We start from the raw sequence: 22,852 nt of genomic DNA on the forward strand, positions 1-22,852 counted from the left end.
AACAGCAAAGCCACTCGCTGAGTGGCTTTGCTGTTTCTGTCGTATTATTTTCAGTTGGTTGTTCCAGTATCAGAGGTTATCCATTGTCGAGACAAGCCAAATATTTCGATCGTCGTTTTACACTTTCCCTGCTGCATCCCAGATATTGGTTCACTTGGCTGGCCATTCTCTTGCTGTTGGCGTTCGGTGCCATGCCCGCAGGCCTGAGGGATCCCCTCGCCAGGTTATTGGCCAGGTTGGTGATGAAGCTCGCCACCAAGCCACTGGCCGTCGCCCGCGCCAATTTGCGCGCCTGTTTTCCCGACAAGAGCGAGGCCGAGATCGAGGCCCTGGTTAAAGACAACGTCGATAACTTTGTCATCATACTCCTGGCCCAGGCCGAATTGTTGTTGCGTTCGCCGGCCCATATACGCCGCCGGGTCAAGCTGATGGGCTTCGAGCATGTCGAACGGGCCAAGGCGGCCGGCCAGCCGGTGATCTTCATCATGCCCCATGTGTGGGGCATAGATTATGCGGGCCTGCGACTGAATCTCGAATTGCCCATGGTGACCATGGCCAAGGCCCATAGGAATGGGCTGTTCAACTGGTTCAGCAATCGCCTGCGCAGCAGCCTGGGCGGCAATGTGTATATGCGCGAGGCGGGGATCCGCGCCCTGTTGAGTGAGCTGAAGCAACATAACAGCTTCTTCTACCTGCCCGACGAAGATCTGGGGCCGGAGCAGAGCGTGTTCAGTCCCTTCCTGGGCACGGTCAAGGCGACCTTGCCCGTGGTGGGGCGCCTGGCTCAGGCCGGCAATGCCCAGGTGATGCCGGTGAAGATAGGCTATGATCAAGCGGCGCGCCGCTTCGAGCTGACTGTGATGCCGGCGATAGCCCCTGAGACCATGAAGGGCAAGGATAACGAGGCCCTGACCCTGAATCGTGCGGTCGAGCAGGTGATCCTGGCTTACCCTGAGCAGTACATGTGGTTCCTCAAGGTGCTCAAGACCCGTCCCCCGGGCGAGGCCCAGATCTACGATTGACGGCTATCGTCGATGAAGAGACAGGCCCAGGCCTGTCTTTTTTTGCTCCCCTGGCAAGGGCCACGCCTGGAGCCTGCTGTCCCGTCCCGGCTGCCAAGCTCTAAGCTCCTACCCTTTTCTATCTTTATCCCTTATCCCTTATTCCTTATGTCCTGCGGCTTATCGTTAACGCCCGGCTTTTTGACTCAGTTTAACGAGGCGCGCGCGCCTGACTATACTCAGCAAATGCCTCGATGAAGGGAGAATGGCATGAGCCTGGATACGGTACGTGAATGGTTGGCCTACGTTATTTTCAGCTATGATCAGCGACCCATCACTGTGATGCAGTTGCTGCAGGTGCCCCTGTATTTACTCTTGGCCTGGTTCATCATCACCCGACTCGGCAAGTTGATCAAAAAAGCCCTGGTGGCGCGCCATGTGAGTGCCGACGCTGTGCATCTGTTTTCCCGCGTCTATCTGGTCGTCGCCCTGGCGCTGGTGATAGTCACCAGCCTGGAGTTGCTGAATATTCCGTTGACGGCCTTCGCCTTTGTCTCGGGGGCCATCGCCATAGGCGTGGGTTTCGGTGCCCAGAACATCATCAACAACTTCATCAGCGGCTGGATCTTGATGTGGGAGCGGCCCATTCGCATCGGGGATTTTCTCGAGGTCGGCACCGCCCGTGGCATGGTGGAGAGCATCAACACCCGCTCGACCCTGATCCGCCGTAACGACGGCGTGCATCTGTTGGTGCCCAACAGTCAGCTGCTGGAAAATACCGTCACCAACTGGACCCTGATAGACAACAATGTGCGCACCTCGGTGCGGGTGGGGGTGGCCTATGGCTCGGACGTGGTGCTGGTGGCATCCCTGTTGCGCCAGGTCATGGATGAGCGTGAGGACATAGTGCTGAAGCACAGATCGTATGTGTACTTCGATGACTTCGGCGACAATGCGCTGATCTTCGAGATCGTCTTCTGGCTGTTGGCCCATTCTGAGACGGATATCAGGCGCCTGCGCAGCGAACTGCGCTTCAGGTTATGTGACTTGTTGCAGCAGCATCATATCAGCATCGCCTTCCCGCAACGGGATCTGCACCTTGACGGCGCCCTGACTCTGAAGCGGGAGGTGAAAGGGGAAGTCAAACGCGCGGCACGGCGGGAGGAGCCACAGGAAGGGAAGCCCGAAGATCGGGGATGAGTGGAACCTCGCCCGGGGAACCCAGCCGGCTCCCCGGGCCTGGTCTCAGCCCTGACGAGCCTGATGCCGCTGCATCAACCTGGCGCTGATGTCAGCCAGGCCCAGCTGTTGATCTTCGAGCAGTACCAACAGGTGAAACAGCAAGTCCGAGGCTTCATCCACCAATTCTTCCCTGTCGTGGGTCGCCGCCGCCAGCGCGGTTTCCAGCCCTTCCTCGCCGACCTTCTGGGCGATCCGCTTGGTGCCGCTGGCAAACAGCGAAGCGGTGTAGCTGGTGTCGCCGCTCTGGCCCTTGCGCGAGGCGATAAGCCGCGCCAGATTGTCGAGGAAGGCATGCGCCTTGCCATCGACCCAGCAGCTCTCTGTGCCCTTGTGGCAGGTCGGCCCGTTGGGCAGCACCTGTACCAACAGGCTGTCGTTGTCGCAATCCTTGTCTATGGCGACCAGCTCCAGGGTATTGCCCGAGGTTTCGCCCTTGGTCCATAGCCGCTGCTTGGAACGGCTGAAGAAGGTCACCCGGCCGGTTTCCAGCGTCTTGGCCAGCGCCGCCTTGTCCATGTAGCCCAGCATCAACACCTTGCCCGTGAGGTGATGCTGCACTACCGCAGGGATCAGGCCATCCTGCTTGTCCCAATCGAGTCCGCTTGCCAGTGACTCTGTCCCTATATCTGCCTGTGACCCGGGTTGCGGCTGCGTCGCCGCGCCCTTGGGTGTATTGAGTTGTTGCATAATAATGTCTCTATCTGTTCGTTAACATTGCCGCTGCAGATCACTCGGGTCGCGAGTGTCTGATGGCGACTCCTTGACCCTTGAGGTAGGCCTTCAATTCACCTATATCTATGATCCCTTTGTGGAATACGCTGGCCGCCAGCGCCGCATCCACCCCGGCCTGGAGAAAGACGTCCCTGAAGTGTGCCATGGTGCCGGCGCCGCCGGAGGCGATGAGCGGCACATCGCAGATGGCGCGCACCAGGCTCAGTTGCTGAATGTCATAGCCGCCGCGGACGCCATCCTGGTTCATCACGTTGAGCACTATTTCGCCACAACCACGGCGCTGCACTTCCTCGACCCAATCCTGGGTATACCATTGGGTGTCCCTGGTGGCCGCTTCATCGCCGGTAAACTGCTTCACCTTGTAACTGTCGCTTGCCTGATCGTAGAAGGAGTCTATGCCTATCACTATGCATTGGCGGCCAAACTCATCCTGCAGGCGGGAGATCAACGTGGGATCCGTCAGCGCCGGAGAATTGATGGAGATCTTGTCGGCGCCGAAGGCCAGCAACTCACGGGCCTGGGCGATAGTCTTGATGCCGCCGGCGACGCAGAAGGGGATATCCAGCTGCTCGGCTACCCGGCTGACCCAGGACTTGTCGACCACCCGCTCGTGGGCGCTGGCGGTGATATCGTAAAATACCAACTCGTCGGCACCTTCCCGGGCGTAGCGGGCGGCGAGGGGCACTATGTCGCCGACGATTTCGTGGTTGCGAAACTGCACCCCCTTGACCACCTTGCCGTCTTTCACATCCAGGCAAGGGACTATGCGTTTGGCCAACATTGGATTGCCTCCGTGACACTGAATTGATTGATGAGCAGCGCCTTGCCTATGATGATGCCGGCGGCGCCGCTGTCGCGCACCGCGGCCACGTCATCCAGGCTGGCAATGCCGCCGGACGCCTGCCAGTGAATATCCGGGTAAGCCTGGGCCAACTCGCGGTAGAGTGCCGTGTTGGCGCCGCTCAGGGTGCCATCGCGGCTGATGTCGGTCACCAAGGCGTGTTTGAGGCCGACGCTGCTGAACTGGGCGACTATGTCTTCCAGGCGCTTGCCGCCGCCGCTCTGCCAGCCAGAGACGGCGACCTGCTTCTCGCCACGCTCGTCTATGTTGACATCGAGCGCCAGACAGATGGCCTCGCTGCCGTATTTCTCGAACCAGCGCTTGACCAACTCGGGTTCTTTGACCGCCAGCGAGCCTATTACCACCCGCCGGACGCCACTGGCCAGCAGTTCGGCCACCTGTGCCTCCGTGCGTATGCCGCCGCCGACCTGGAGCTTGGCCTCGAGCCCCGCGACCAAGGTGGCAATCAAGTCGATTTGCCGTTTGGCGGGATCCCTGGCGCCGGTTAAATCCACCAGGTGCAGCCAGGCAGCGCCCTGGGCCTGATAGGATTGCAGTTGAGCCAGCGGGCCGACATCGAAGCTGGTCTGTTTGTCGTAATCCCCCTGGTAGAGGCGTACCACCTGACCATCGATCAGATCTATTGCCGGTATTATCATGACTTGGCTTCCTTAGCCGCTTGGTCTGCTTGGGCCGAGGTAGATGATTCGGCGCCCATGGTTAGAAAGTTAGCCAGAATTTGGGCGCCGACGGCGGCGCTCTTCTCAGGGTGAAACTGCACGCCCATGAAGTTGTCTTTGCCTATGGCGGCGCTGAAGGTTTCGCCATATTCCGAGCTGGCCAGGGTAAATGCGCTGATGGGGGCGCGGTAGCTGTGGACGAAATACACATAGCTGCCGGGCGCTATGCCGGCGAACAGGGGGTGCGCCGTCGGCACTATCTGGTTCCAGCCCATGTGCGGCAGCGGCAATCCCTTGTCGGCGAGGGGCTCTATCCGGGTGGGGATCAGCCCCAGGCAGCGGCAGTCTTCACTGCGGCCACCGCGTTCCTTGGACAGCAGGCTGAGCAGCTGCATCCCCAAACATACCCCGAGCACAGGTTGGGTCAGCCCCTGAATGAGTTCGACCAGCCCCTTGGCCTCGAGTGCCGCCATGGCGGCGCCGGCGCTGCCGACCCCGGGCAGCACCACCCGGGTGGCGGCCTTGATGAGCCCCGGCTCGTCTGTGACTGTCACTGCGGCTCCCAGGCGCTCGAAGGCGAAGCGCACCGAGCTGAGGTTGGCACAGCCAGTGTCTATGATTACCGTGCCGCCGGTTTCACCTTTGGCCGCCATGGCCTTGGCACTTGATCTTGGATCTTGCATACGGCCTCCTAGAGCACGCCCTTGCTCGATGGCAAGACATCGCCTTCGACCTTGACCGCCTGGCGCAAGGCCCGGCCCAGCACCTTGAACAGGGCTTCGACCTTGTGGTGATCGTTATCGCCATCCGTCGCCAGGTGCAAGGTGCAGCGCAGGCCATCGGCGAAGGAGCGGAAGAAGTGCGGCACCATCTCGGTGGCCATCTCGCCGACTTTTTCTCGCTCGAAGCTGGCATCGAACTTGATGAAAGGCCGGCCGGACAGATCCAGCAGGCACTCGCCCCTGGCTTCATCCATGGGCAGGCTGAAACCGAACCTGGCTATGCCGCGCTTGTCGCCAAGGGCCTGCCTCAGGGCGTCGCCTATGGCCAGGCCAGTGTCTTCGACACTGTGATGATCGTCGATTTCCAGATCGCCATCCACCTGGACATCCATCCGGAAATTACCATGGGTACAGATCTGATCCAGCATGTGATCGAAGAAGCCTATGCCTGTGTCTATCTTGCCCTTGACCGTCGAGTCCAGATCGACACTGACCCTGATGTCTGTCTCCCTGGTGGTGCGCACCACGGTCGCGCTGCGGCCGCGGCTCAGCAGCGTCTCGGCGATGGCGTTCCAGCCCTGTTTATTTCTGTCGTATTGCAGGCTGCGCACGCCCATGGCGCGGCCCAGCTCTATGTCCGTTTCCCTGTCGCCTATCACGGCCGATTGGGTGAAATCCACCTTGCCCTGGGTGAGGAACTCCTGCACCAGGCCGAGCTTAGGCTTACGGCAGCTGCAGTTTTCATCGTCGAAGTGCGGACAGATCAGCACCTGGTCGAAGTTCACTCCCTGGCTCTGGAGTATTTGCATCATCATCTTCTGCGGGGCATCGAAGTCTTCCTGGGGGAAGGAGGGGGTGCCCAGGCCGTCCTGGTTGCTGATCATCACCAGGCGATAACCCGCCTGTTGCAGCCTGAGCAGGGCCGGGATCACCTGGGGTTCGAACACCAGCTTGGCCAGGCTGTCGACCTGTTTGTCTGTCACAGGCTCTTCTATCAGGGTGCCATCGCGGTCGATGAAGAGGAGCTTTTGGGGTTTGTTCTGTTGCATGACGCCTACCTTTCTAAAGAGTAAATTCAGTGCCTATAGGGTGTTGTCTGACCCTGGGTCAGCGGTCGCCCAAGAGTGTGACCAGTACATCTGTGTCATCTGCATCGCTGAAGCTGAAACGGATCGCCTGGGCCAGGCGCGGGTCCTGATAGCTGCGGGCCACCACCCCCGCGCCTTGCAGCTTGGCGCCTATGGCGGTTAGCTCGGCAAGGCTGGCGAATTGCGCCAACACGTAATTGCCGTTGGCGGGGAGCACCTTGGCGCCATAGGCCTCGAGTGCCGCCGTCAGTCGCGCGCCCTGGCGTTTGAGCTCCGCCACCTGTTGACCCATGCGGGCTATGCCGGCCTGGCTCAGGGTTGCGATCGCCAGTTCGGCGACCGGCAGTGGCACCGGATAAGGGGCGATCACCCGCATCACAAGTTCGACTATCGCCTCGTTGGCCAGCATGAAACCACAGCGGGCCCCTGCGAGGGCGAAGGCTTTGGACAGGGTGCGCAGCACCACCAGGTTGGGGTAGCTGTCGAGCAGATCTGCCACGCTGTACTCGGGACAGAACTCGATATAGGCCTCGTCGACCACCACCAAGGCACTGGGCAAGGCCCGGATGATGTCCTCTATGCGCGCCTTGTCTATGACTGTGCCCGTGGGGTTGTTGGGATTGCAGACGAACACCAATTTGGCCCCGCTCACCTGGGTGGCGAAATCCTCGGGCAGGTCGTATGCATCTGTCAGGGCCAATGCCTTGACGGCCACGTTGAAGGTCTTGGCGCTGATGGCATACATGCCGTAGGTCGGACCGAAACAGGCGATGCTGTCGGCGCCGGGAACGCAGAAGGTACGGACCAGCAGCTCGATAGCCTCATCGGCGCCGCGGCCGGCGACTATTTGCCCCGGCTTGACGCCGCTGTAGCGGCTGTAGGCCTGGAGCAGCTCGGGCGGCTGGCACTCGGGATAACGGTTGAGCCTGTCGAGCCCGGCGTTATTGAACGGCGATTCGTTGGCATTGATCCAGATATCGCCTCGGCCACCCAGGCGGCGCGCACTCTGATAGGGGGAGAGGGTCAGCAGCTCGGGCCGGGCCAACCGCTCGGCCAGGCGTTTGGCCTCAATGTTTATGTCTGTTACCGGATCTGTCATTTGCGCTGCCACTCGTGTCGTCTCTGTTGTCAGTTGTCGATTCATTTCAGTCATTCTCCGCCTGCGCCGGGTTTACTGCCGCCAGGCTCGCCAGTCGCAGTTTCACGGCATTGGCATGGGCATCCAGTCCTTCGCTGAGGGCCAATGTCATCACGGTTTGGCCTATGGCATTCAGGCCGGTGGCCGTCAATTCCTGCACTGTGAAGCGGCGGCTGAAGTCGGCCAGCGACAGACTGGAGACGGCGCGGCTGTAACCATAGGTCGGCAGCACATGGTTGGTGCCACTGGCATAGTCGCCGACGGACTCTGGGGTGTAGCCACCGAGAAACACTGAGCCGGCGGCGCGTATGTCGGTTAGCAGCTCACGGGGGGCGCGGGTCTGGATGATCAAGTGCTCCGGGCCATAGAGGTTGGATACCTGGGCCGCCTGGCGCATGTCCTGTACCAGCAGGGTGCGACTGCTGGCGAGGGCCTGGGCGGCGACCTCCCTGCGTGACAGCTGTGCCAGTTGCCGGGTCAGTGCCCCATTGACGCCGTCGGCGATGGCGCTCGAGTCGGTGACCAATATCACCTGAGAGTCGGGACCATGCTCGGCCTGGGACAGGAGATCGGCGGCGATAAACTCGCAATCGGCGTCGCCGTCGGCGATGACCAGCACTTCGGATGGCCCGGCCGGCATGTCTATGCTGAGGGTGCAGCGCCTGTCCTGGGATAGCAAACGCTTGGCCTCGGTGACATACCTGTTGCCCGGGCCGAAGATCTTGTCGACCGCGGGAATCGTCTCGGTTCCCAGCGCCAGGGCGGCGATGGCCTGGGCCCCGCCCACTCGATAGATTTCCGTGATGCCGCAGGCGTTGGCGGCATAGACTATGGCATCGTCTATGGGGGGCGGGCTGACCAACACACGTCGCTCGCAGCCGGCGATTTTCGCCGGCAGGGCCAGCATCATCACTGTGGAGATCAGTGGCGCGCTGCCACCGGGAATATAGAGGCCGACCTTGGCTATCGCTTCACTGCGCAGCTCACAGCGCACGCCGCTCTGGGTCTCCAAGTCCACGGGGCGAAATTGCTGGGCGCCGTGAAACGCCTCTATGTTGGCCGTTGCCGTGGCTATGGCCTGCTTGAGCTCGGGCGATACCCGGGTGCCGGCGGCAGCTATCTCGGCCTGGGTCAGCCTCAGGCTCTCTGTGCTAACGCCGTCGAAGCGCAGATTGAATTCCATGAGGGCGGCATCGCCCCGGCTAGCGACCGCGTCTATTATCTGGCGTACGCTCTGTTCCAGGCTGTCATCTGCAACCAGCGGCGAGCGTTGCAGCACCCTGCGTTGCTCGTCGTCTGATAGGGTAGACCAAGTCAAAATGTCCATGCTTACCCCATCATCTTTTCTATGGGCATCACCAGAATCGAGCTGGCTCCCAGCGCCGTCAGCTGCTCCATGGTGTCCCAGAACAGATCTTCGGTGCTGACGGCATGTACTGCGACCCTGTTGCTGTCGTGGCTCAATGGCAACACGGTCGGGCGCTCGGCGCCGGGCAGCAGGGCGACTATCTGCTCCAGGGTCGCGTTGGGGGCGTGCAACATGATGTACTTGCTCTCGCGGGCACGGATCACCCCGTTGATCCGCGACAGTATCTTGTCTATCAAGGCCTGTTTGACCGACGTTTGGGTCTGGGTCGATTGTATGATGCAGGCCATGGAGCGGTAGATGACGTCTGTCTCGTACAGGCCGTTGGCTTCCAGCGTCGCACCGGTAGACACAAGATCGCAGATGCCGTCGGCAAGGCCCGCCCGCGGCGCGACTTCCACCGAGCCCTTGAGCATGCAGTCACGGTAGCCTATGCCTTGTTGCTCCATGTAGCGGCGCAGCAGGTTGGGGTAGGAGGTGGCAATCCTCAGGCCTTCGAGGGACGAGGCATTCTTGTAGGAGAACTCGGTCGGCACCGCCAGTGACAAACGGCAGGAGCCGAAATCCAGCTGCCGCAGTTTGAGACATTCGGCGGGCTTGCTCATTGTCTGACGCTCTATCTGCTCTTCCTCGAGCACGTTCTCGCCTATGATCCCCAGATCGACCACGCCGTCCATCACCAGCCCGGGAATGTCATCGTCACGCACCCTGAGCAAGTCTATCGGCATGTTGTCGGCGTGGGCGATGAGGCGTTGTTCGTTGACGGTAAATTTCACCCCACAGCTCTTGAGCAGTTGTTGAGATTCTTTCGACAAGCGGCCGGACTTTTGGATGGCGATACGCAGGCGGTTCGATTCAATCATGATAAGTTCCTGTAGTTTGATTCAAAGTGGTTAGCTTAATAATTGTCAAGATCGGTAAAAAAACAACTTGTTAAACCCTGAAAGCAAAAACCCCCGGAATTCCTTCCAGGGGTTGTTGACTGTGCTGAATCAAACCACCGGGAGGAAACAGTCCTCCGGCAGTGAGCATCCGAAGGCTACCGCTTGTGGTGGTGATGATGGATAGCGTTCAGTATCTGGCTCATATGTTCTCGATTTCCTGTGGGCCTTGCCCTGGTTGGTTAATGCTAATTCGTTGGCGGGCAGTCGCTCATCTATCTTGTTTGCCCTTGCTGTGTTTTTAAACTATGCGCTTTTTCTCCGCTTTGCAACCCACAATTTGCTTGTTGAAGTAAATTCAGCATGCGATAAAGACATTAGATATAACCCAAGTTGCACGGCATACCGAGACAGGCTTCCAGGCCGGATGCTTGTAGTCTCGGCTGAAATCCGCATAATGCCGGGCAACAGATGAGCCTTAACCAGACGAGTGCATTTTGACCAGCCGACTAGCCACCGAAGTTGCCCGCGTGTTTGCCGCAGATGGTGCACTCGCCAGGCATGTAACAGGTTTCAGCCCACGGGACAGCCAAACGGCGATGGCTGCGGCTGTCAGTGAGGCCATAGCAGCCAGGTCGAGTCTGGTCCTCGAAGCCGGCACGGGTGTCGGCAAGACCTTCGCTTATCTTATCCCTGCGCTGCTCAGCGGCAAGCAGATCATCATAAGCACAGGCAGTAAAAACCTGCAGGAGCAGTTATTTTACAAAGACTTGCCGGCACTGACTCAGATGTTGGGGCTCAAGCCCAGGCTGGCACTGCTCAAGGGGCGCAGCAACTATCTGTGCCAGCTGAGGCTGGATAAGCAGATGCGGGAAGCCAGTCATACTGAGGCGCGGCTGCTGGACGATCTGCTCAAGGTCAACCAGTGGGCCGGCACCAGCAAGGACGGTGACATAGGCGGCTTGACCAGCGTGGCGGAAAACTCGCCCGCCTTGCCGCTGCTGGTCAGCACCAAGGAAAGCTGTATAGGCAAACGTTGTGATTTCTATGACGAATGTTTCACCCGCAAGGCTCGCGCCAGGGCCATGGATGCCAGGGTGATAGTGGTCAATCATCATCTGTTTTTCGCCGACAGTCTGCTCAAGGACACGGGCTTCGCCGAGTTGCTGCCCGATCCCGATGTGGTGATCTTCGATGAGGCCCACCTGCTGCCGGATATCTGCGTCAACTACTTCGGCCAGCAATGTTCGAGCCGGGTGTTGGACTCGCTGTTGCAGCAAGTGTTGGCCCTGTACCGCAGCGAGCTGGGGGATACGGGCCAGCTGGCCCAGTTCAGCCAGCGCTGCCTCGCCAGGCTCGCAGACTGGCATAACGCCCTTTATGCCAGGGACGCCAACGACTGGCGCCAGTTGCTGGGCGATAAGGCTCTGGCCGCCTTGTCCTGGGGGCTCTTGGATGAATTGCAGGCGCTGGCCAAACTGCTCACGGCCCACCTGGGGCGCAGCGAGGAGCTGGATGATATCGCGGTAAAATTGGCCGAGTTCAACGCCAAACTGGCGCAGTTTTTCCATTGTGACAATCCGCAGGCGGCCTACGGCATAGAGCTTGGCAACAGATTTGTGGTGCTGCGAATTTCACCCATAGAGATTGCCAGGGAATGCGCCGAGCTGTTCAACCCTGATACCAGCTGGGTATTCACCTCTGCGACCCTGCAGGTCGACCGCAGTCTGGCGCATTTCGCCAAGCAAATGGGCATAGACAAGGCGCGGCAGGCCATTCTCGACAGCCCCTTCGATTACCCACGCCAGGCACTGTTTTGCGTGCCCAGACAACTGGGCAGCGTCAGCAACCAGCAACAGGCACTCAAACAGCTGGTGGAGGTGTGTCTGCAGGCGATAGATGCCGCCCAGGGCCGCACCTTCATACTGTTCACCAGCCATAGGATGCTGGAGCAGGTTGCGTTGGCGCTGCGCAGCCGCACCCAATATCCCTTGCTGGTGCAAGGGCAGGCGGGCAAACAGAGCCTGCTGACCAAGTTTCGGCAATTGGGCAATGCCGTGCTGCTGGGCACCGCCAGTTTCTGGGAGGGGGTGGACGTTCGGGGCCGGCTGCTCAGCTGCGTCATCATAGACAAGCTGCCCTTCGTGTCGCCGGACGACACTCTCTACCGTGCCCGCGCCGACAGCGTGGCGCGCCATGGCGGCGATCCCTTCACCGAGATCTCGCTCCCCCAGGCGATCATCTCCCTGAAGCAAGGGGTCGGCCGGTTGATCCGCGACGAGAAGGACAGAGGCGTGCTGATCCTCTGTGATAACCGCATAGTCAACCGCCCCTATGGACAGGCCTTTCTCAACTCGCTGCCGCCCATGGCCCGCACCCGGGATCTGGACAAGGCGCTGACCTTTCTGCGCCGGATCCCTTAGCCACAGCTCCATTAGCCAGAGCGGCCCTCCGCAATTGCAGGGGCCGCTGCCCGAGTCGATGCTTGCTAGAGTGGCGAATTTCCTTTAGGATAAACCGTTAATAACAGTGATTATATTGGCATGGAAGCGCCCCGGCTGTCAGGAAGATAGCAGCATAGAGCCATTTGGTTTCATTCCTCCTATCTTCTTCCATGCACAGCGTGATTTGCGCTTTCATTGTTGCCGGCTTTGTTGACGGCATTGGTCGCCAGTCATGACCTTGAGTTATGGTGAGTGCCTGATGTTTGACTGTCGTAAGTGCGTCGGTTTTTGTACTCTGGCATGCAGGCAAGAGCCGCAGTGCCGGCGTGGCCGAAGCTGAACTCAGTCCAGGCATCAGGTGCAATTCATTGTTTTTAAAGTGTTGGTTTGGTGAAGTGAGCAACGAGGCTAAGTATGCATATGCCGTATCGTATGAGTGTCTGGCTGTTACCATTGGCGGCGCTCTTGTTTGTCGCCACCGGTTTTTCGGAGGAGTCCATGTTGGGATTATTTAAGAAAAGTGTCGAGGTTGAAGTGTTCCCTGCGGTATCGGGCAGGATCACCCACCAAGGGCAGGCCGCCGCGGGCTTGAAGCTGAAGCGGGGATACAATTATGTTGACGCCATGGATGAGACGGCATGGGATTATACGGTCACAGATGATGAGGGACGTTTTACCTTTCCCGAACTGACGATGAAATCCAAACATCCAAATAGGTTATTCGTAGAAAATAGAATAATTCAAATGATAAAGCTGGATGATGGCAGATACAAAGCATACGAAGATGCCTTCATCTGGGGAGCCAAGTCGAGAGGGGTCAAGCATATTGCCTATTTTGTCGATCGGCTGGCAAGGCTCAACTGCGACTTGGTCGATCCTGAAATGGTGCATCAGATCATCGATGAAGAATTTCCCGATGGCAGTGTGCGTTATGAAGTTCAAAGTATCTGCCGCTGGCCCGAACTGGAAGCCATCGAAGTCGAAAAGCGTAAGAAATACGGTGAATGGTAAGTTAATCAACAACAGAACAAGGAATGTTTTATGGCTATGCTCTCCCCAAAATTGGCCTCTGAGCTATCATCCAGTGTTTACGACTTAATTGGCGACTCATCTGGTCTTGGATTTGGTACTCAGTATATTAGAAATAATTTTGAGTTTCAGCGCAGTGGTATAGGTAAAACCGGCGGTTTTATCTTGGATAGGCAGTCTGGCTTCGCGGCTATGGGCGTGGGGAAAGACAGATTCCAGGGCGATGCCATTATTGCGATTCGCGGCACCCAATTTACCTCCGCCGCCGACTGGAGTACCAATGCCCAGATTGGCCTTCGAATGGCGGACAATAAGCAGCCGGTGCATGCGGGCTTTCAGCGGGCATTCTCATCGCTGCGACCGCAATTTCAGGTGTTTTTGGATCAATGGCGCAGCAGTAACCCGGGCGCTGCTGTGCACTGCGTCGGCCATAGCTTGGGCGGCGCCATTGCGACCCTGACCGCAGATTGGGTCGCCGGCCATTACACAGACAATGTCAATCTCTATACCTTCGGTGCGCCCAGGGTCGGCCTGAGCGGCTTTTCGATAAAGAACACGGCGAGTGTCAATAAGATCTTCAGGTGTACCCATGGGGCCGATCTTGTGCCTAAGGTGCCGCTGTGGCCCTTCATCCATTCGCCCTATAAAGGAGTCGAGTACCGTTTGGACAGCTCCCAGGGCCTGAGTATTGCGGCCCATGGCATGGATCCCAAAACTGGTGCCGTTCCAGGCTATCTCTCAACGGCCAATACCGAGGATTGGGGAAGGCTGCGAACCCGAGCGAGTGATTTCTTGCAGCCGGTAAAATTGAAGTACCCGAACCGGCATCAGGCGAGTTTCAGTGATTACTGGTGTGAACGTCTGAGCGCCGCGTTAGTCACCATATTGCGTGAAACGGGTCATCTGGCCGCGATAACAGTCCAAGCGGCGATCAGCGGCGGTGCAACCTTCTATGATCTGGTGGCACAGACGTTGGAACAAATCGCCCGCGCCGGTGAGTCTGCCGCATCGGATGTTAAGGGCTTGCTGGGGCATATGCTGGCTTTTGCCGGTGCGGTAGTCACCACTGTGGCAGATTTAACCTATAAAACCATACGCACCATCTTCGATATGCTGCTCAAGCGGCTTTATGCCGGTGTGAGAGAAGCATTGGCATGGGTGCATAGAAGCTAGTGTCGTCCATTCCCTTACCTGTGCCGCTTTTAGCTGTACAGCATAGTCAGGAAGGGTTACAGCGCATTTATCGGTTTTGAACTCATCCCCTGCGCCTGCACGCCAGGCCTGGGGGATGAATGCCATGCATGAGTAACAGCCTATGCCTTTACATCTGATGTTTTTCCCGTGCATCTAAGGGGGCTCAGGTTGCGTTGACTCCGGTGCAATGGCGGGAGCCGACTCCTGCAGCTGGGCATTGTGTTCAGGCAAGATCCTAATGGATCTGAGGATGAATTATGGATTTAAGCTGGGTGATTGCCGGAACAATTGTTCAAAGTCTGTTGGCTTATGTTTTATTTTTCATGGTGGCTGTGGGTTTCAGTGCTATCGGGACGAGTCATCGGCCGACACCCTTGGATTATACTGTTTTAAATTCTGCGATTTACGTACTGCCGGCCTGCTGCGTAATGAGCGCTATCCTTGGGATACTGTTCTATCATTTTGGCGCAAGCAAAATGGCCTATCTTTGGTATGTGATGCCATTGGCGTTTACGGCCGCATATTTTGGTTACATTTGGTTTTTTATAGAGAAAAAAGTCTAATGACTCGTGCCGGTTGATTCAAAAAGTTCAGCTTTAACAGACAGGGATACAAATAGCGCCTGATGTTACCCTGCCTGTCGCATCTTCTCCACCTCCCTCAGTTTCGGCCAAGGCATTTCGGTTTCTGCGCCAGCCCCAATTAGACTCACTCCCCACTGTGCCATAGCCCCATAAGCCCATAGTCATAGATAGCCATAGTGTCAGTGCCATAGCGCGAGAAGTGCTGGGCAGCATCAGCCGATCCAAATGTGTTTTTGTAAGATTGGCTCGCAAAGTGTCAACTTGGTTCTATACTCCTGATTAGAGCAAATTCGGTTTGGGGTTACTCACCCGCTACGGCGATTCAATCACCATGGAAGAAAGTTAGTTATCAGGATGATAGCAGCATCAATCTATTCGATTTCGTCCTTTCATTTACCTTTCCTTGTGTAGATACCCTGCCGCTGCGGCCAGTCAAGGCTGATTGCTTAGCTGCAACTATGTATGCCGTTGGTTATTTGAGATAAGCCAGTATCAAATTCATAAATGCAGCCGAAACCAATAAGAGACTCAGATCTTCGAAAGCATACCGCGGCATCTGGAAGCCCAGCATCAGGGGCGGTAGCGTGACTGGATATGAGCCAATGCCCTGCATCAGGCGCCATGCAGTCCGCCGCGAATGCATCCATGGATACACTAATATCGCCAGGGCACGGATGCCGAAGAGACCCCTTTCGCCCAAGGCCGCCGGTGCAACAATCCAGTGTTGGACTTTTCCTTCGACTTTGAGATGGATCGTACTTGTTATTGAAAAGTACAAATGTGCATGCGCACTACTATAATATTAGGCAACAAGGAGAAGCTGATGTCAAAAGTTGAAATAGGGGTTGTTGTAACACTTCTTTTAGCTATTGTTTCAGGAGCCTTATACTTAGGTAAGTTAGACGGAAGATTATAAGCTATAGAAAATGACAAAGACTATGCTTCACTCAAAGAGGATAAAAATAGGCTGTGCAACTTATTGAGCTCTCGTCGAAAAAAGCGATTGAAGGAATTGAAAAGACTAAAGGGAATTTGGATAGTCAAATATTAAAGCTAGAGTCAAACCTTAGTTCATTATCTAAAGATTTGAAGGTGTTGCAAACTCGTAAGCTCTGTTATTATTTAGAGGCAAGAATTAATGGAGATTCTTGTAGTAGCAATGGAGGATGGACTACCTATAAAGGTGATGGAAAAACGCCTGACAAAATTCGCGTATATTATTGTGATTAAAAGTCTGACAAGTGACTTAGTGCAGACATTGAATTTGGACTAGCAATAGGTTGCTAGCTCGTGTGGCGGGCGTTATGCGGTTGGATAGGCACCCCAACCCTATCTAGTAGTTTAAGGGAATAAATTACCAGAGGATAAAGTAATGACTACAAGAATGCTGTCTATTGGATATGTAAAAGAGGCCAGTCTGTCCAACTATAGTTTGTCTGGTGAGTATAATTTAATTTCTGCAAAAGACTCCTCAGTTATTCCAGATGAAAAACTCTTAAAATCAGGCGTCGATATGGGATTGATGAGACTTCATATCTGTAACGCACCGGAAAGAAGAACTCTTCTTGGTTTGCGCGCTGATAGGAAATATGAAGTTCTAGTGTCAATGTCACCAACACATATTCATGGGAGAAATGACAAAAGTAGTGGAGAGATTATAAAAGTAAAATATCACAAATTATTTGATGTGGAGAAGGATCAGTCTGCCGGTGGTTTTACTTATAAAGCCATGTTTACAAATTTAGTTTTAAAAAACTTTTTAAGCATCAATGTTGAACTAACAGAGGTTGATAATGAAGTTGTAGACCCTAACAGTTTGGCGAATTTACTTAAGGATACTGGCGTTGGTGAAGTACTTGATCTTGGTCCATACAACCCGAAAGAGTATTTGATGCTCGCTTCTAATATCGCAAACAGAATCCAAGATGTTTTTGGTTCGGATAAAGTCGGTGATGATCCACTATGGAGTGAGCCACTAGCTCTACATCCTAAACCAACCGTTCCGGGAAGTTACAGGCTTTCAACTGGTTTTTACGCAATTATAGAATCAGAAGATCAGGTTGATTTTTCAAAAATCATGTATACAAAAAATACGCTAATAAATAAAGACAATAGCAAGGAAATAAAATCTAACTATTTGATTTTTGGTGTTGGGGTAAGTACGTAACAAAGCCATGCACGGGAAGTGAAAACTGCCGCTTCGCTTTGGTTTCCTCTCCCGTACTGACGGCGTTGGCTTGAGCGACGACTCCGGCAGTTGGCAGCAAGCTGGAGCTGAAAGGCTATCGTCAGAGTCAGGCGGCCACTAGCTCAAGTAGAGCCGCAAGCCCTGAAACCAAGCACTTTGTTCATTGAGACTGTCGAACTCGGCGGTGATTTCTCATTCCCATTATTTTTCGCAGCTGTGACAAAAGTCCAAGGAGACATCCCATGACAACCAAAGTACTCATAGCCGTTGACGGCGGCTTTCGATTTGCGGATGGCGCTACTCCCGCGGGGATACTCGACTTCACTGTTACCATCCTGGTTGATACGCTGGTCGCGGCGGGCATGGACGTGACCAAGGCAAATCGTAGTGCGGACGACACGGCGACAATGGGCTGGGATTCATTCCACTTCGATGCACTGCCGGCTGGACACACGCTCGACGAGTTCGATGCGATCTGGATGATCGGCGATGAAGGCATATCGGCCGAAGGCCTGGGCGGTACGACGGGCGCGTTGCCCGATACCGAGCTCACGGCCATCGCCAACTACATGGACAACCAAGGTGGCGTGTTTGCCACCGGTGACCACTATAGCCTGGGTGCGGAGATGTGTGGAAAAATTCCGCGAGTGCGTGCGATGCGTTGCTGGTATGGCTCTGCGGACAGTGCCGCATCGCACCTGCCGCCAGCTTTTCCGCGCAATTTTCCGCCACTGACCTCCAATAGAGCCGATACCACACAGCCCAACCCGGCGAGCGACTATAGCGAATTTCCGGCACCCTTTATCTGGTTTGAAAACCAGTCCGATACGTTACCGCAACCCATAGTGCCGATTGCGCCGACTCATCCCATCCTGAGGTACGGCGATGCCGATGTCGTAGTGTATCCCGACCACATGCACGAGGGCCAAACGCTGGGCGAAGTACTTGGGTACGACTATTCGCAAAACTCGCCCTACGGCGATACAACAAAAGCGGAGTTTCGTGAAGACAACCTCAGTCACCGTGAATTACCCAAGGTGATAGCCACAGGTCAAGTGCTCGGCAATGCCTCGCGTCGTGCGTCGTCGCCGGCGGGCGAGTTTTCGTTTGGGGGTATTGGCTTGCCCGGTGCCGATGCCATCGCGACGCCGAAGACTGTGAACACGCTCAGCGTATATGACGGGCGGGTCGCGGGCGTTGGCCGCGTCGTCACCGGCTCGACCTTTCATCACTATATCGACATCAATCTGAACGGCGATTCCTCTGTGACGACGGCGCAGGCAATGATGCGCGCCACTGCGACCGCGCAAGACGGTCACGGCTTTAACGATAATCCTGCCGTGCTCAATACGATCAAGGCCGTGTACGTCAATATCACCAATTGGATTGCCCGGCCCAGGCCTGTGATGCAGTTGATCCTCGAACGTAGTACTTTCAGCCAGGACGAAGCGCCTTCCGGCACGGAGTTCGCCGAAGCGATCCTGGTAACCATCGATGGCCTAAAGCCGAGCCAGTTTCCCGGCAGTCCACCGGTGCCGGGTGCTATTATCGGTCCGGTGCCTTGGGCGCCCATAGTGACGGTAGCGGGTGCGCCTATTGTTATCGAGCCCACCTTCGTCGCCAGCGATGATCCCTCGCAGTCAGATCGCGTGCAGCGCTTCACCTTCAAATTCCGTCTGCGCTTTAGCGGCAACGCGTTCGGTTTTCCGGAAGATGTCCAGAATGTCGTGGTCGATGCCTCGTTGTCGCCGACCATGACCTCTACGTCGCTGACCGATTCGGCCTTCATTCAGTTGGTGAAGTCTGCCAATCCCTTCATGCTTGATCTGGCCGACGGCAACGAAACGAACTGGCTCAGCTCCGACGTCAAGGTATTCCACGTGGTCGAGGGCGAAAGCGCCCCGGGCATAGGCGGAGCAAGTTTGCCTATGGGGGCCTCGCGCACGGACGCACTCAACTTCATCCGCAGTTTGGCTAACACCATTACGTCCGCACAGTTCAGCACGCTGTCCGGCTCCCAGGCAACCTCGGCGCTGAGCCCCTTTCCGCAAACCACCATGACCGGGCGGCGCGTTTACAATTTTGCATTGGCGCGTGTGCGGCTGAACAGCAGCGTCGCGGATGCCAATGACGTGCGCATGTTCTTCCGCATTTTCACCACGCAGACCACGGCGGCATTGACCTATCGTGAATCGTCGCCGGGCGTGCCGATCGAGGGGTATGTGCAAACAGCAGGTGTGTCGCCTATCGCCTTGCCCGGCAAGGTGGCCAGCGGCAGTGAGTGGATCTCTTTTCCCTGCTTCGCCAGCGGCCGCGACGCGATGCCCAGCGCGCAGAACGACACGGCCAATGTGAAAGACATCCTTGCCTCCGAGAGTTTCAAGTTTTTCGGCGCCTTGCTCGACAACAATCTGGACGATCCCTATCCTGGCCTGATTCCCGGCGCAATGATACAACCGTCGCTGCGTTCGCTGCTCAACGGCGTACATCAATGCCTGGTTGCGCAAATCGAATATGCCTCGACGCCGATTCCCAATGGTTCGACACCGTGGACTTCGGACAAGCTGTCCCAGCGCAATATCGCATTCCTACCGGTCGCCAATCCTGGCCTGGATGCATCGCGCACTGCGTCGCATACCTTCGAGATCGAGGCGACCCCGAACCCGGTCAGCCCGAGTTTGTGGCCGGATGAGTTAATGCTCGACTGGTCCGAACCTACGCCCGCAGGCACTATGCTGCGCATCTATATTCCGGGCTGGAATGCGCGGAAGGTGGCCGAGCTGTCGGAGCAGTTGTATGCGCGTAACGAGATCGAGGCAATCGATGAGCACACCATCGAAATGTCCGCCGGGGGTATCCGTTACATACCTATACCGCAAAGCCTGCATAGGCAAATTGGTGTGATCTCGGTGGAATTTCCGCTTGGCATAAAGAAAGGACAGCGCTTCGATGTCTCGGTCCGCCAGATCAGCACCCGCGGTCGTGGTCCCAAGCCTCTGCAACCCAAGCTACAGCAAATTTCGTTGGCCGAAGCACACAGGCTGATCGCGGACCTGCCGGATAACATGGCTAGCAGTGACGACGTGACAAAACCGGGCATCTTCAATCTAGGTAAGAACCGTGTGCTGATGACAGATCTGTCGGCCTTTGAATTGGCCAATGAGCACGGCGTGATCATCGAATACCCGGATGCCACCGCCGACGAAAAGGTGCGCGCTGCTTCGCGCACCTGGCGCGAAACCATTGGTGCCTTCCAGTTGGGCATGCCGGTATCAACCAAAAAAGACATGCTGCTGGATCAAATGCGGATTCTGTCGGTCATGCAATGGCGGTTGGCGTTGGTTCAACGGAAAAGCCCCTGGCGCAAGGTCTTGCAACACTATGTCGAGCTGCTGGCCGCCAAGGTGCAAGCACTCGGCGGCAATCCCTTCGACGTGCCGGCAACGCCGGACGGCGTTATTCCACAACTGCCTTGGTCGGGCGGCGAGGGCGCACCTTGTGACAACATACCACCAGAGCCGAATAAGCCCTTCGCTAGAGGTCTGTTGTTCGGCTTCCTGATCGCGTTGGTGCTGCTTCTTATCCTGTTGCTCTATCGTTGGTGAACCACAGCCGAGGTACACAATAGGACGCTCCCGTATGACGCCGCATGAGAACCGAAAATTCGCGGATATCCAATAGGCCTGACAATTTATTCCTGCGGTCGTCAAAAGCTACACTTTTGCCGGCCGCTGAATTTAAATGTGAGGCAGCAACGGAGAATTGGACGTATATGGACCTCCCACTGGATAAATATTTGCACCTGTAGGCCGTATTGAATACGGTATGAGAAGGTTGGTCTCACCCGGAAAGACAGGACATGTATGGTGATGAAAGAGATCATTTTGGAATCGACAATCAGATGTCCGGTTTGCGGTCATATGAAAACTGAAACTATGCCGACAGATTCCTGCCGCTTTTTTTATGAGTGCGAGTCCTGTTCCACCGTGATGCGGCCTAAAGCGGGTGATTGCTGTGTTTTCTGTTCTTATGGTTCGGTCAAGTGTCCGTCAATTCAGCAGGGGAGCGCTTGCCGGCACGAATAGAGCCGGCATTAACTGATTCAAATTCAAATTCAAATTCAAATTCAAATTCAAATCAGCGTGTCTTCAGCTTTCCTCTCTTCTTTCTGCTTTCTTCTCTGTCGCTTTGATGGTATCAATTTACTTTAATCCATTGTTTATGCGTGCTTATAGTGCGCCCAAGCAGTCGACTCAGGGATTTGTCGCGCTTTTTGCGCATCAGTTTGTGCGCATGAAATGTCGCCTCAGCCCGTTAGGGCGGTTGCCGGCGGTGGATGTCATTCAACCAAATCAGTATTGGGGGGCAGGGATGGGAGAGCCTCAATCTTCAAATCTGGGGTTAACAGCCGCGGAAATTCAGGTCATAGCCTCAGATCTGACCCGGCTTCGCCTGCGAGTCGATTTACAGCTTGCGCCTGTGTATCCGCATTTTGCGGGTAAAGCCTATCCACTGGGGCGCTGCAAGGAAATCCGCGATGGCGTGTATCGCGAGCTGTTGGCTCAGATAGCCGCTCCTGAATGGCCTGGGCTGGCGCTGATTAAACAAAGCTTGGACAGGGGAGCCGTGCTGAAAAAAGCCTGGGGCTCACTGCGCGACGAATACTTTCAAAGCGCGATGCTGTTAGACCTATGGTATATCGACGTGGCCAACGATACAGTACATCCGCATAAGCCCAAAGTGGAGATATTGCCGCTGGCCGGTTCTGGTTTTGCGGCTATTACCAGCTTCGGGCAATTTGTTAAAATAGCCCGCGCCTATTGGGAGGTCGACATCTACCGCAATGAGGTATGTCCGGCACTTGCGCCGTTGCTGCCATTGCTTTGTGTCGGCAAAAACAACGCCAGTTGGTTAGCCGCGGCTAACGATGACATGCTGGCGTTAGCCATGGAGAGCCGATTTACTGTCTCCGAGGCCATCTTAGCGGATTTGCCGCCCCCACCCGAGTCCATTGCCGCTCGCTGGAAGCGGGCCTTGCAGCCACTGACTGCCAATGATTTTTTACACTGTGGCGGTGGCGCTCTCGAATATTGTCAGGATTACCGAACAAAAGGGTGCTACTTTGATATGACATTCAGGGATTTGGCTGTGCATGCCTACCTGCAGTTACCCAAGGTGATTTAAGCCGGCTGTGAGCCGGGGTTATTTTAGTTGAAAGGCCAGAGACCCAAAGCGGCTTATGCCGAATGTCTTGGATGCTGAGCATGGCGCTATATTGAAGGTGGCTGCAAGGGACAGTAAGTGAGGTGTGAGGACTTAGACTTGTGGGGATAAAAATGGATATTTCAGAGGGCAGTGACTATGGATCCTGAACGTACCAGAACTTGGTTGGCTTTTATTTTAGTGGGTGGTTTTGCGCTGGTTGCCTGTTTGACCGTGTCTCTGGTGATCACTGGCTTTCTTCAAACCAACGATGCGATAGAAATATTGAAGGCATTCTCGTCGGTATTTTCCGGTTTCGTCGGTCTTGTGATAGGTTACTATTTCGGCAGGGCGGAAAACAGCAGTAATAACGCTCCGCTCAAGGTAGAGCCGGACGCATAACGGGTACCAGAACAGGCTTTCGCTAGCCGAAGTCGTGGAACTCAACAACAAATTCACTTGATGCAACTCTGCAAGAGTCGCTGCAAGATGTACTACGCGCTCAGGCGCATCAATCAAG

At 55.9% G+C, this 22,852-nt stretch carries 20 protein-coding genes; 12 read left to right on the forward strand and 8 right to left on the reverse strand.

Features of this window, described 5'->3' with window-relative positions; genetic code table 11:
• The first annotated feature begins 83 nt into the window (after nt 1–83).
• A complete protein-coding gene (gene lpxM / locus HC757_RS00950; RefSeq protein ID WP_169562384.1) occupies nt 84–1,022 on the forward strand; it encodes a lauroyl-Kdo(2)-lipid IV(A) myristoyltransferase in 939 nt (312 codons plus the stop codon).
• A gap of 249 nt (nt 1,023–1,271) precedes the next feature.
• Nucleotides 1,272–2,201 carry a mechanosensitive ion channel family protein gene (locus HC757_RS00955; RefSeq protein WP_169562385.1) on the forward strand — a complete coding sequence of 310 codons (930 nt, stop codon included), beginning with the start codon at nt 1,272–1,274 and terminating at the stop codon, nt 2,199–2,201.
• Nucleotides 2,202–2,246: 45 nt separating this feature from the next.
• Here the strand turns inward: HC757_RS00955 and hisIE are convergent, their stop codons facing one another.
• The 8 genes from hisIE to hisG are packed head-to-tail and all read right to left on the reverse strand — an operon-like array spanning nt 2,247 to nt 9,673.
• A complete protein-coding gene (gene hisIE / locus HC757_RS00960; protein ID WP_169562386.1) occupies nt 2,247–2,930 on the reverse strand; it encodes a bifunctional phosphoribosyl-AMP cyclohydrolase/phosphoribosyl-ATP diphosphatase HisIE in 684 nt (227 codons plus the stop codon).
• Nucleotides 2,931–2,970: 40 nt separating this feature from the next.
• Nucleotides 2,971–3,756 (reverse strand): imidazole glycerol phosphate synthase subunit HisF, encoded by a 786-nt coding sequence (gene hisF, locus HC757_RS00965; RefSeq protein ID WP_169562387.1) that lies wholly within the window; start codon nt 3,754–3,756, stop codon nt 2,971–2,973.
• Nucleotides 3,738–4,475 carry a 1-(5-phosphoribosyl)-5-[(5-phosphoribosylamino)methylideneamino]imidazole-4-carboxamide isomerase gene (hisA, locus tag HC757_RS00970; RefSeq protein ID WP_169562388.1) on the reverse strand — a complete coding sequence of 246 codons (738 nt, stop codon included), beginning with the start codon at nt 4,473–4,475 and terminating at the stop codon, nt 3,738–3,740. Before hisA ends, hisF begins: the two co-directional genes overlap by 19 nt.
• A complete protein-coding gene (gene hisH, locus HC757_RS00975) occupies nt 4,472–5,179 on the reverse strand; it encodes an imidazole glycerol phosphate synthase subunit HisH (RefSeq protein ID WP_169562389.1) in 708 nt (235 codons plus the stop codon). Before hisH ends, hisA begins: the two co-directional genes overlap by 4 nt.
• Nucleotides 5,180–5,187: 8 nt before the next feature.
• Entirely contained in the window at nt 5,188–6,267 is a 1,080-nt protein-coding gene (gene hisB / locus HC757_RS00980) for a bifunctional histidinol-phosphatase/imidazoleglycerol-phosphate dehydratase HisB (RefSeq protein ID WP_169562390.1), read from the reverse strand.
• A gap of 58 nt (nt 6,268–6,325) precedes the next feature.
• Complete coding sequence (hisC, locus tag HC757_RS00985) at nt 6,326–7,405, reverse strand: histidinol-phosphate transaminase (protein ID WP_244622993.1); 1,080 nt, start codon at nt 7,403–7,405, stop codon at nt 6,326–6,328.
• 46 nt (nt 7,406–7,451) lie between these two features.
• On the reverse strand, nt 7,452–8,771 hold the full coding sequence (hisD, locus tag HC757_RS00990) for a histidinol dehydrogenase (RefSeq protein ID WP_169562392.1): 1,320 nt from the start codon (nt 8,769–8,771) through the stop codon (nt 7,452–7,454).
• Nucleotides 8,772–8,773: 2 nt separating this feature from the next.
• On the reverse strand, nt 8,774–9,673 hold the full coding sequence (gene hisG / locus HC757_RS00995) for an ATP phosphoribosyltransferase (protein WP_169562393.1): 900 nt from the start codon (nt 9,671–9,673) through the stop codon (nt 8,774–8,776).
• 515 nt (nt 9,674–10,188) lie between these two features.
• Between hisG and yoaA the strand changes: the two genes are divergently transcribed.
• From yoaA to HC757_RS01045, 10 genes are all read left to right on the forward strand, one after another.
• The gene (gene yoaA / locus HC757_RS01000; protein WP_169562394.1) at nt 10,189–12,114 is read left to right on the forward strand and encodes a DNA repair helicase YoaA; all 1,926 of its coding nucleotides are present in this window, start codon (nt 10,189–10,191) and stop codon (nt 12,112–12,114) included.
• 435 nt (nt 12,115–12,549) lie between these two features.
• Nucleotides 12,550–13,146, forward strand: a complete 597-nt coding sequence (locus tag HC757_RS01005; RefSeq protein ID WP_169562395.1) for a DUF6795 domain-containing protein — start codon at nt 12,550–12,552, stop codon at nt 13,144–13,146.
• A 183-nt stretch (nt 13,147–13,329) separates the two neighbouring features.
• The gene (locus tag HC757_RS01010) at nt 13,330–14,337 is read left to right on the forward strand and encodes a lipase family protein (protein WP_211164217.1); all 1,008 of its coding nucleotides are present in this window, start codon (nt 13,330–13,332) and stop codon (nt 14,335–14,337) included.
• Nucleotides 14,338–14,615: 278 nt separating this feature from the next.
• A complete protein-coding gene (locus tag HC757_RS01015; protein ID WP_169562397.1) occupies nt 14,616–14,921 on the forward strand; it encodes a hypothetical protein in 306 nt (101 codons plus the stop codon).
• A 990-nt stretch (nt 14,922–15,911) separates the two neighbouring features.
• Nucleotides 15,912–16,172, forward strand: coding sequence for a hypothetical protein (locus HC757_RS01020; protein ID WP_169562398.1), 261 nt, complete (start codon nt 15,912–15,914; stop codon nt 16,170–16,172).
• Nucleotides 16,173–16,314: 142 nt separating this feature from the next.
• Nucleotides 16,315–17,109: a hypothetical protein gene (locus HC757_RS01025; RefSeq protein WP_169562399.1), complete on the forward strand. Its 795-nt coding sequence runs from the start codon at nt 16,315–16,317 to the stop codon at nt 17,107–17,109.
• Between the two features lie 263 nt (nt 17,110–17,372).
• The gene (locus HC757_RS01030) at nt 17,373–20,735 is read left to right on the forward strand and encodes a hypothetical protein (RefSeq protein WP_169562400.1); all 3,363 of its coding nucleotides are present in this window, start codon (nt 17,373–17,375) and stop codon (nt 20,733–20,735) included.
• A gap of 264 nt (nt 20,736–20,999) precedes the next feature.
• The gene (locus HC757_RS18985; RefSeq protein ID WP_169562401.1) at nt 21,000–21,215 is read left to right on the forward strand and encodes a GDCCVxC domain-containing (seleno)protein; all 216 of its coding nucleotides are present in this window, start codon (nt 21,000–21,002) and stop codon (nt 21,213–21,215) included.
• A gap of 106 nt (nt 21,216–21,321) precedes the next feature.
• Complete coding sequence (locus HC757_RS01040; protein ID WP_244622994.1) at nt 21,322–22,314, forward strand: hypothetical protein; 993 nt, start codon at nt 21,322–21,324, stop codon at nt 22,312–22,314.
• Between the two features lie 177 nt (nt 22,315–22,491).
• On the forward strand, nt 22,492–22,734 hold the full coding sequence (locus HC757_RS01045; RefSeq protein ID WP_169562402.1) for a hypothetical protein: 243 nt from the start codon (nt 22,492–22,494) through the stop codon (nt 22,732–22,734).
• Nucleotides 22,735–22,852 lie beyond the last annotated feature (118 nt).

Origin of the sequence: Shewanella salipaludis, from assembly GCF_012911865.1 — a bacterium.
Classification (GTDB): Bacteria; Pseudomonadota; Gammaproteobacteria; order Enterobacterales; family Shewanellaceae; genus Shewanella; species Shewanella salipaludis.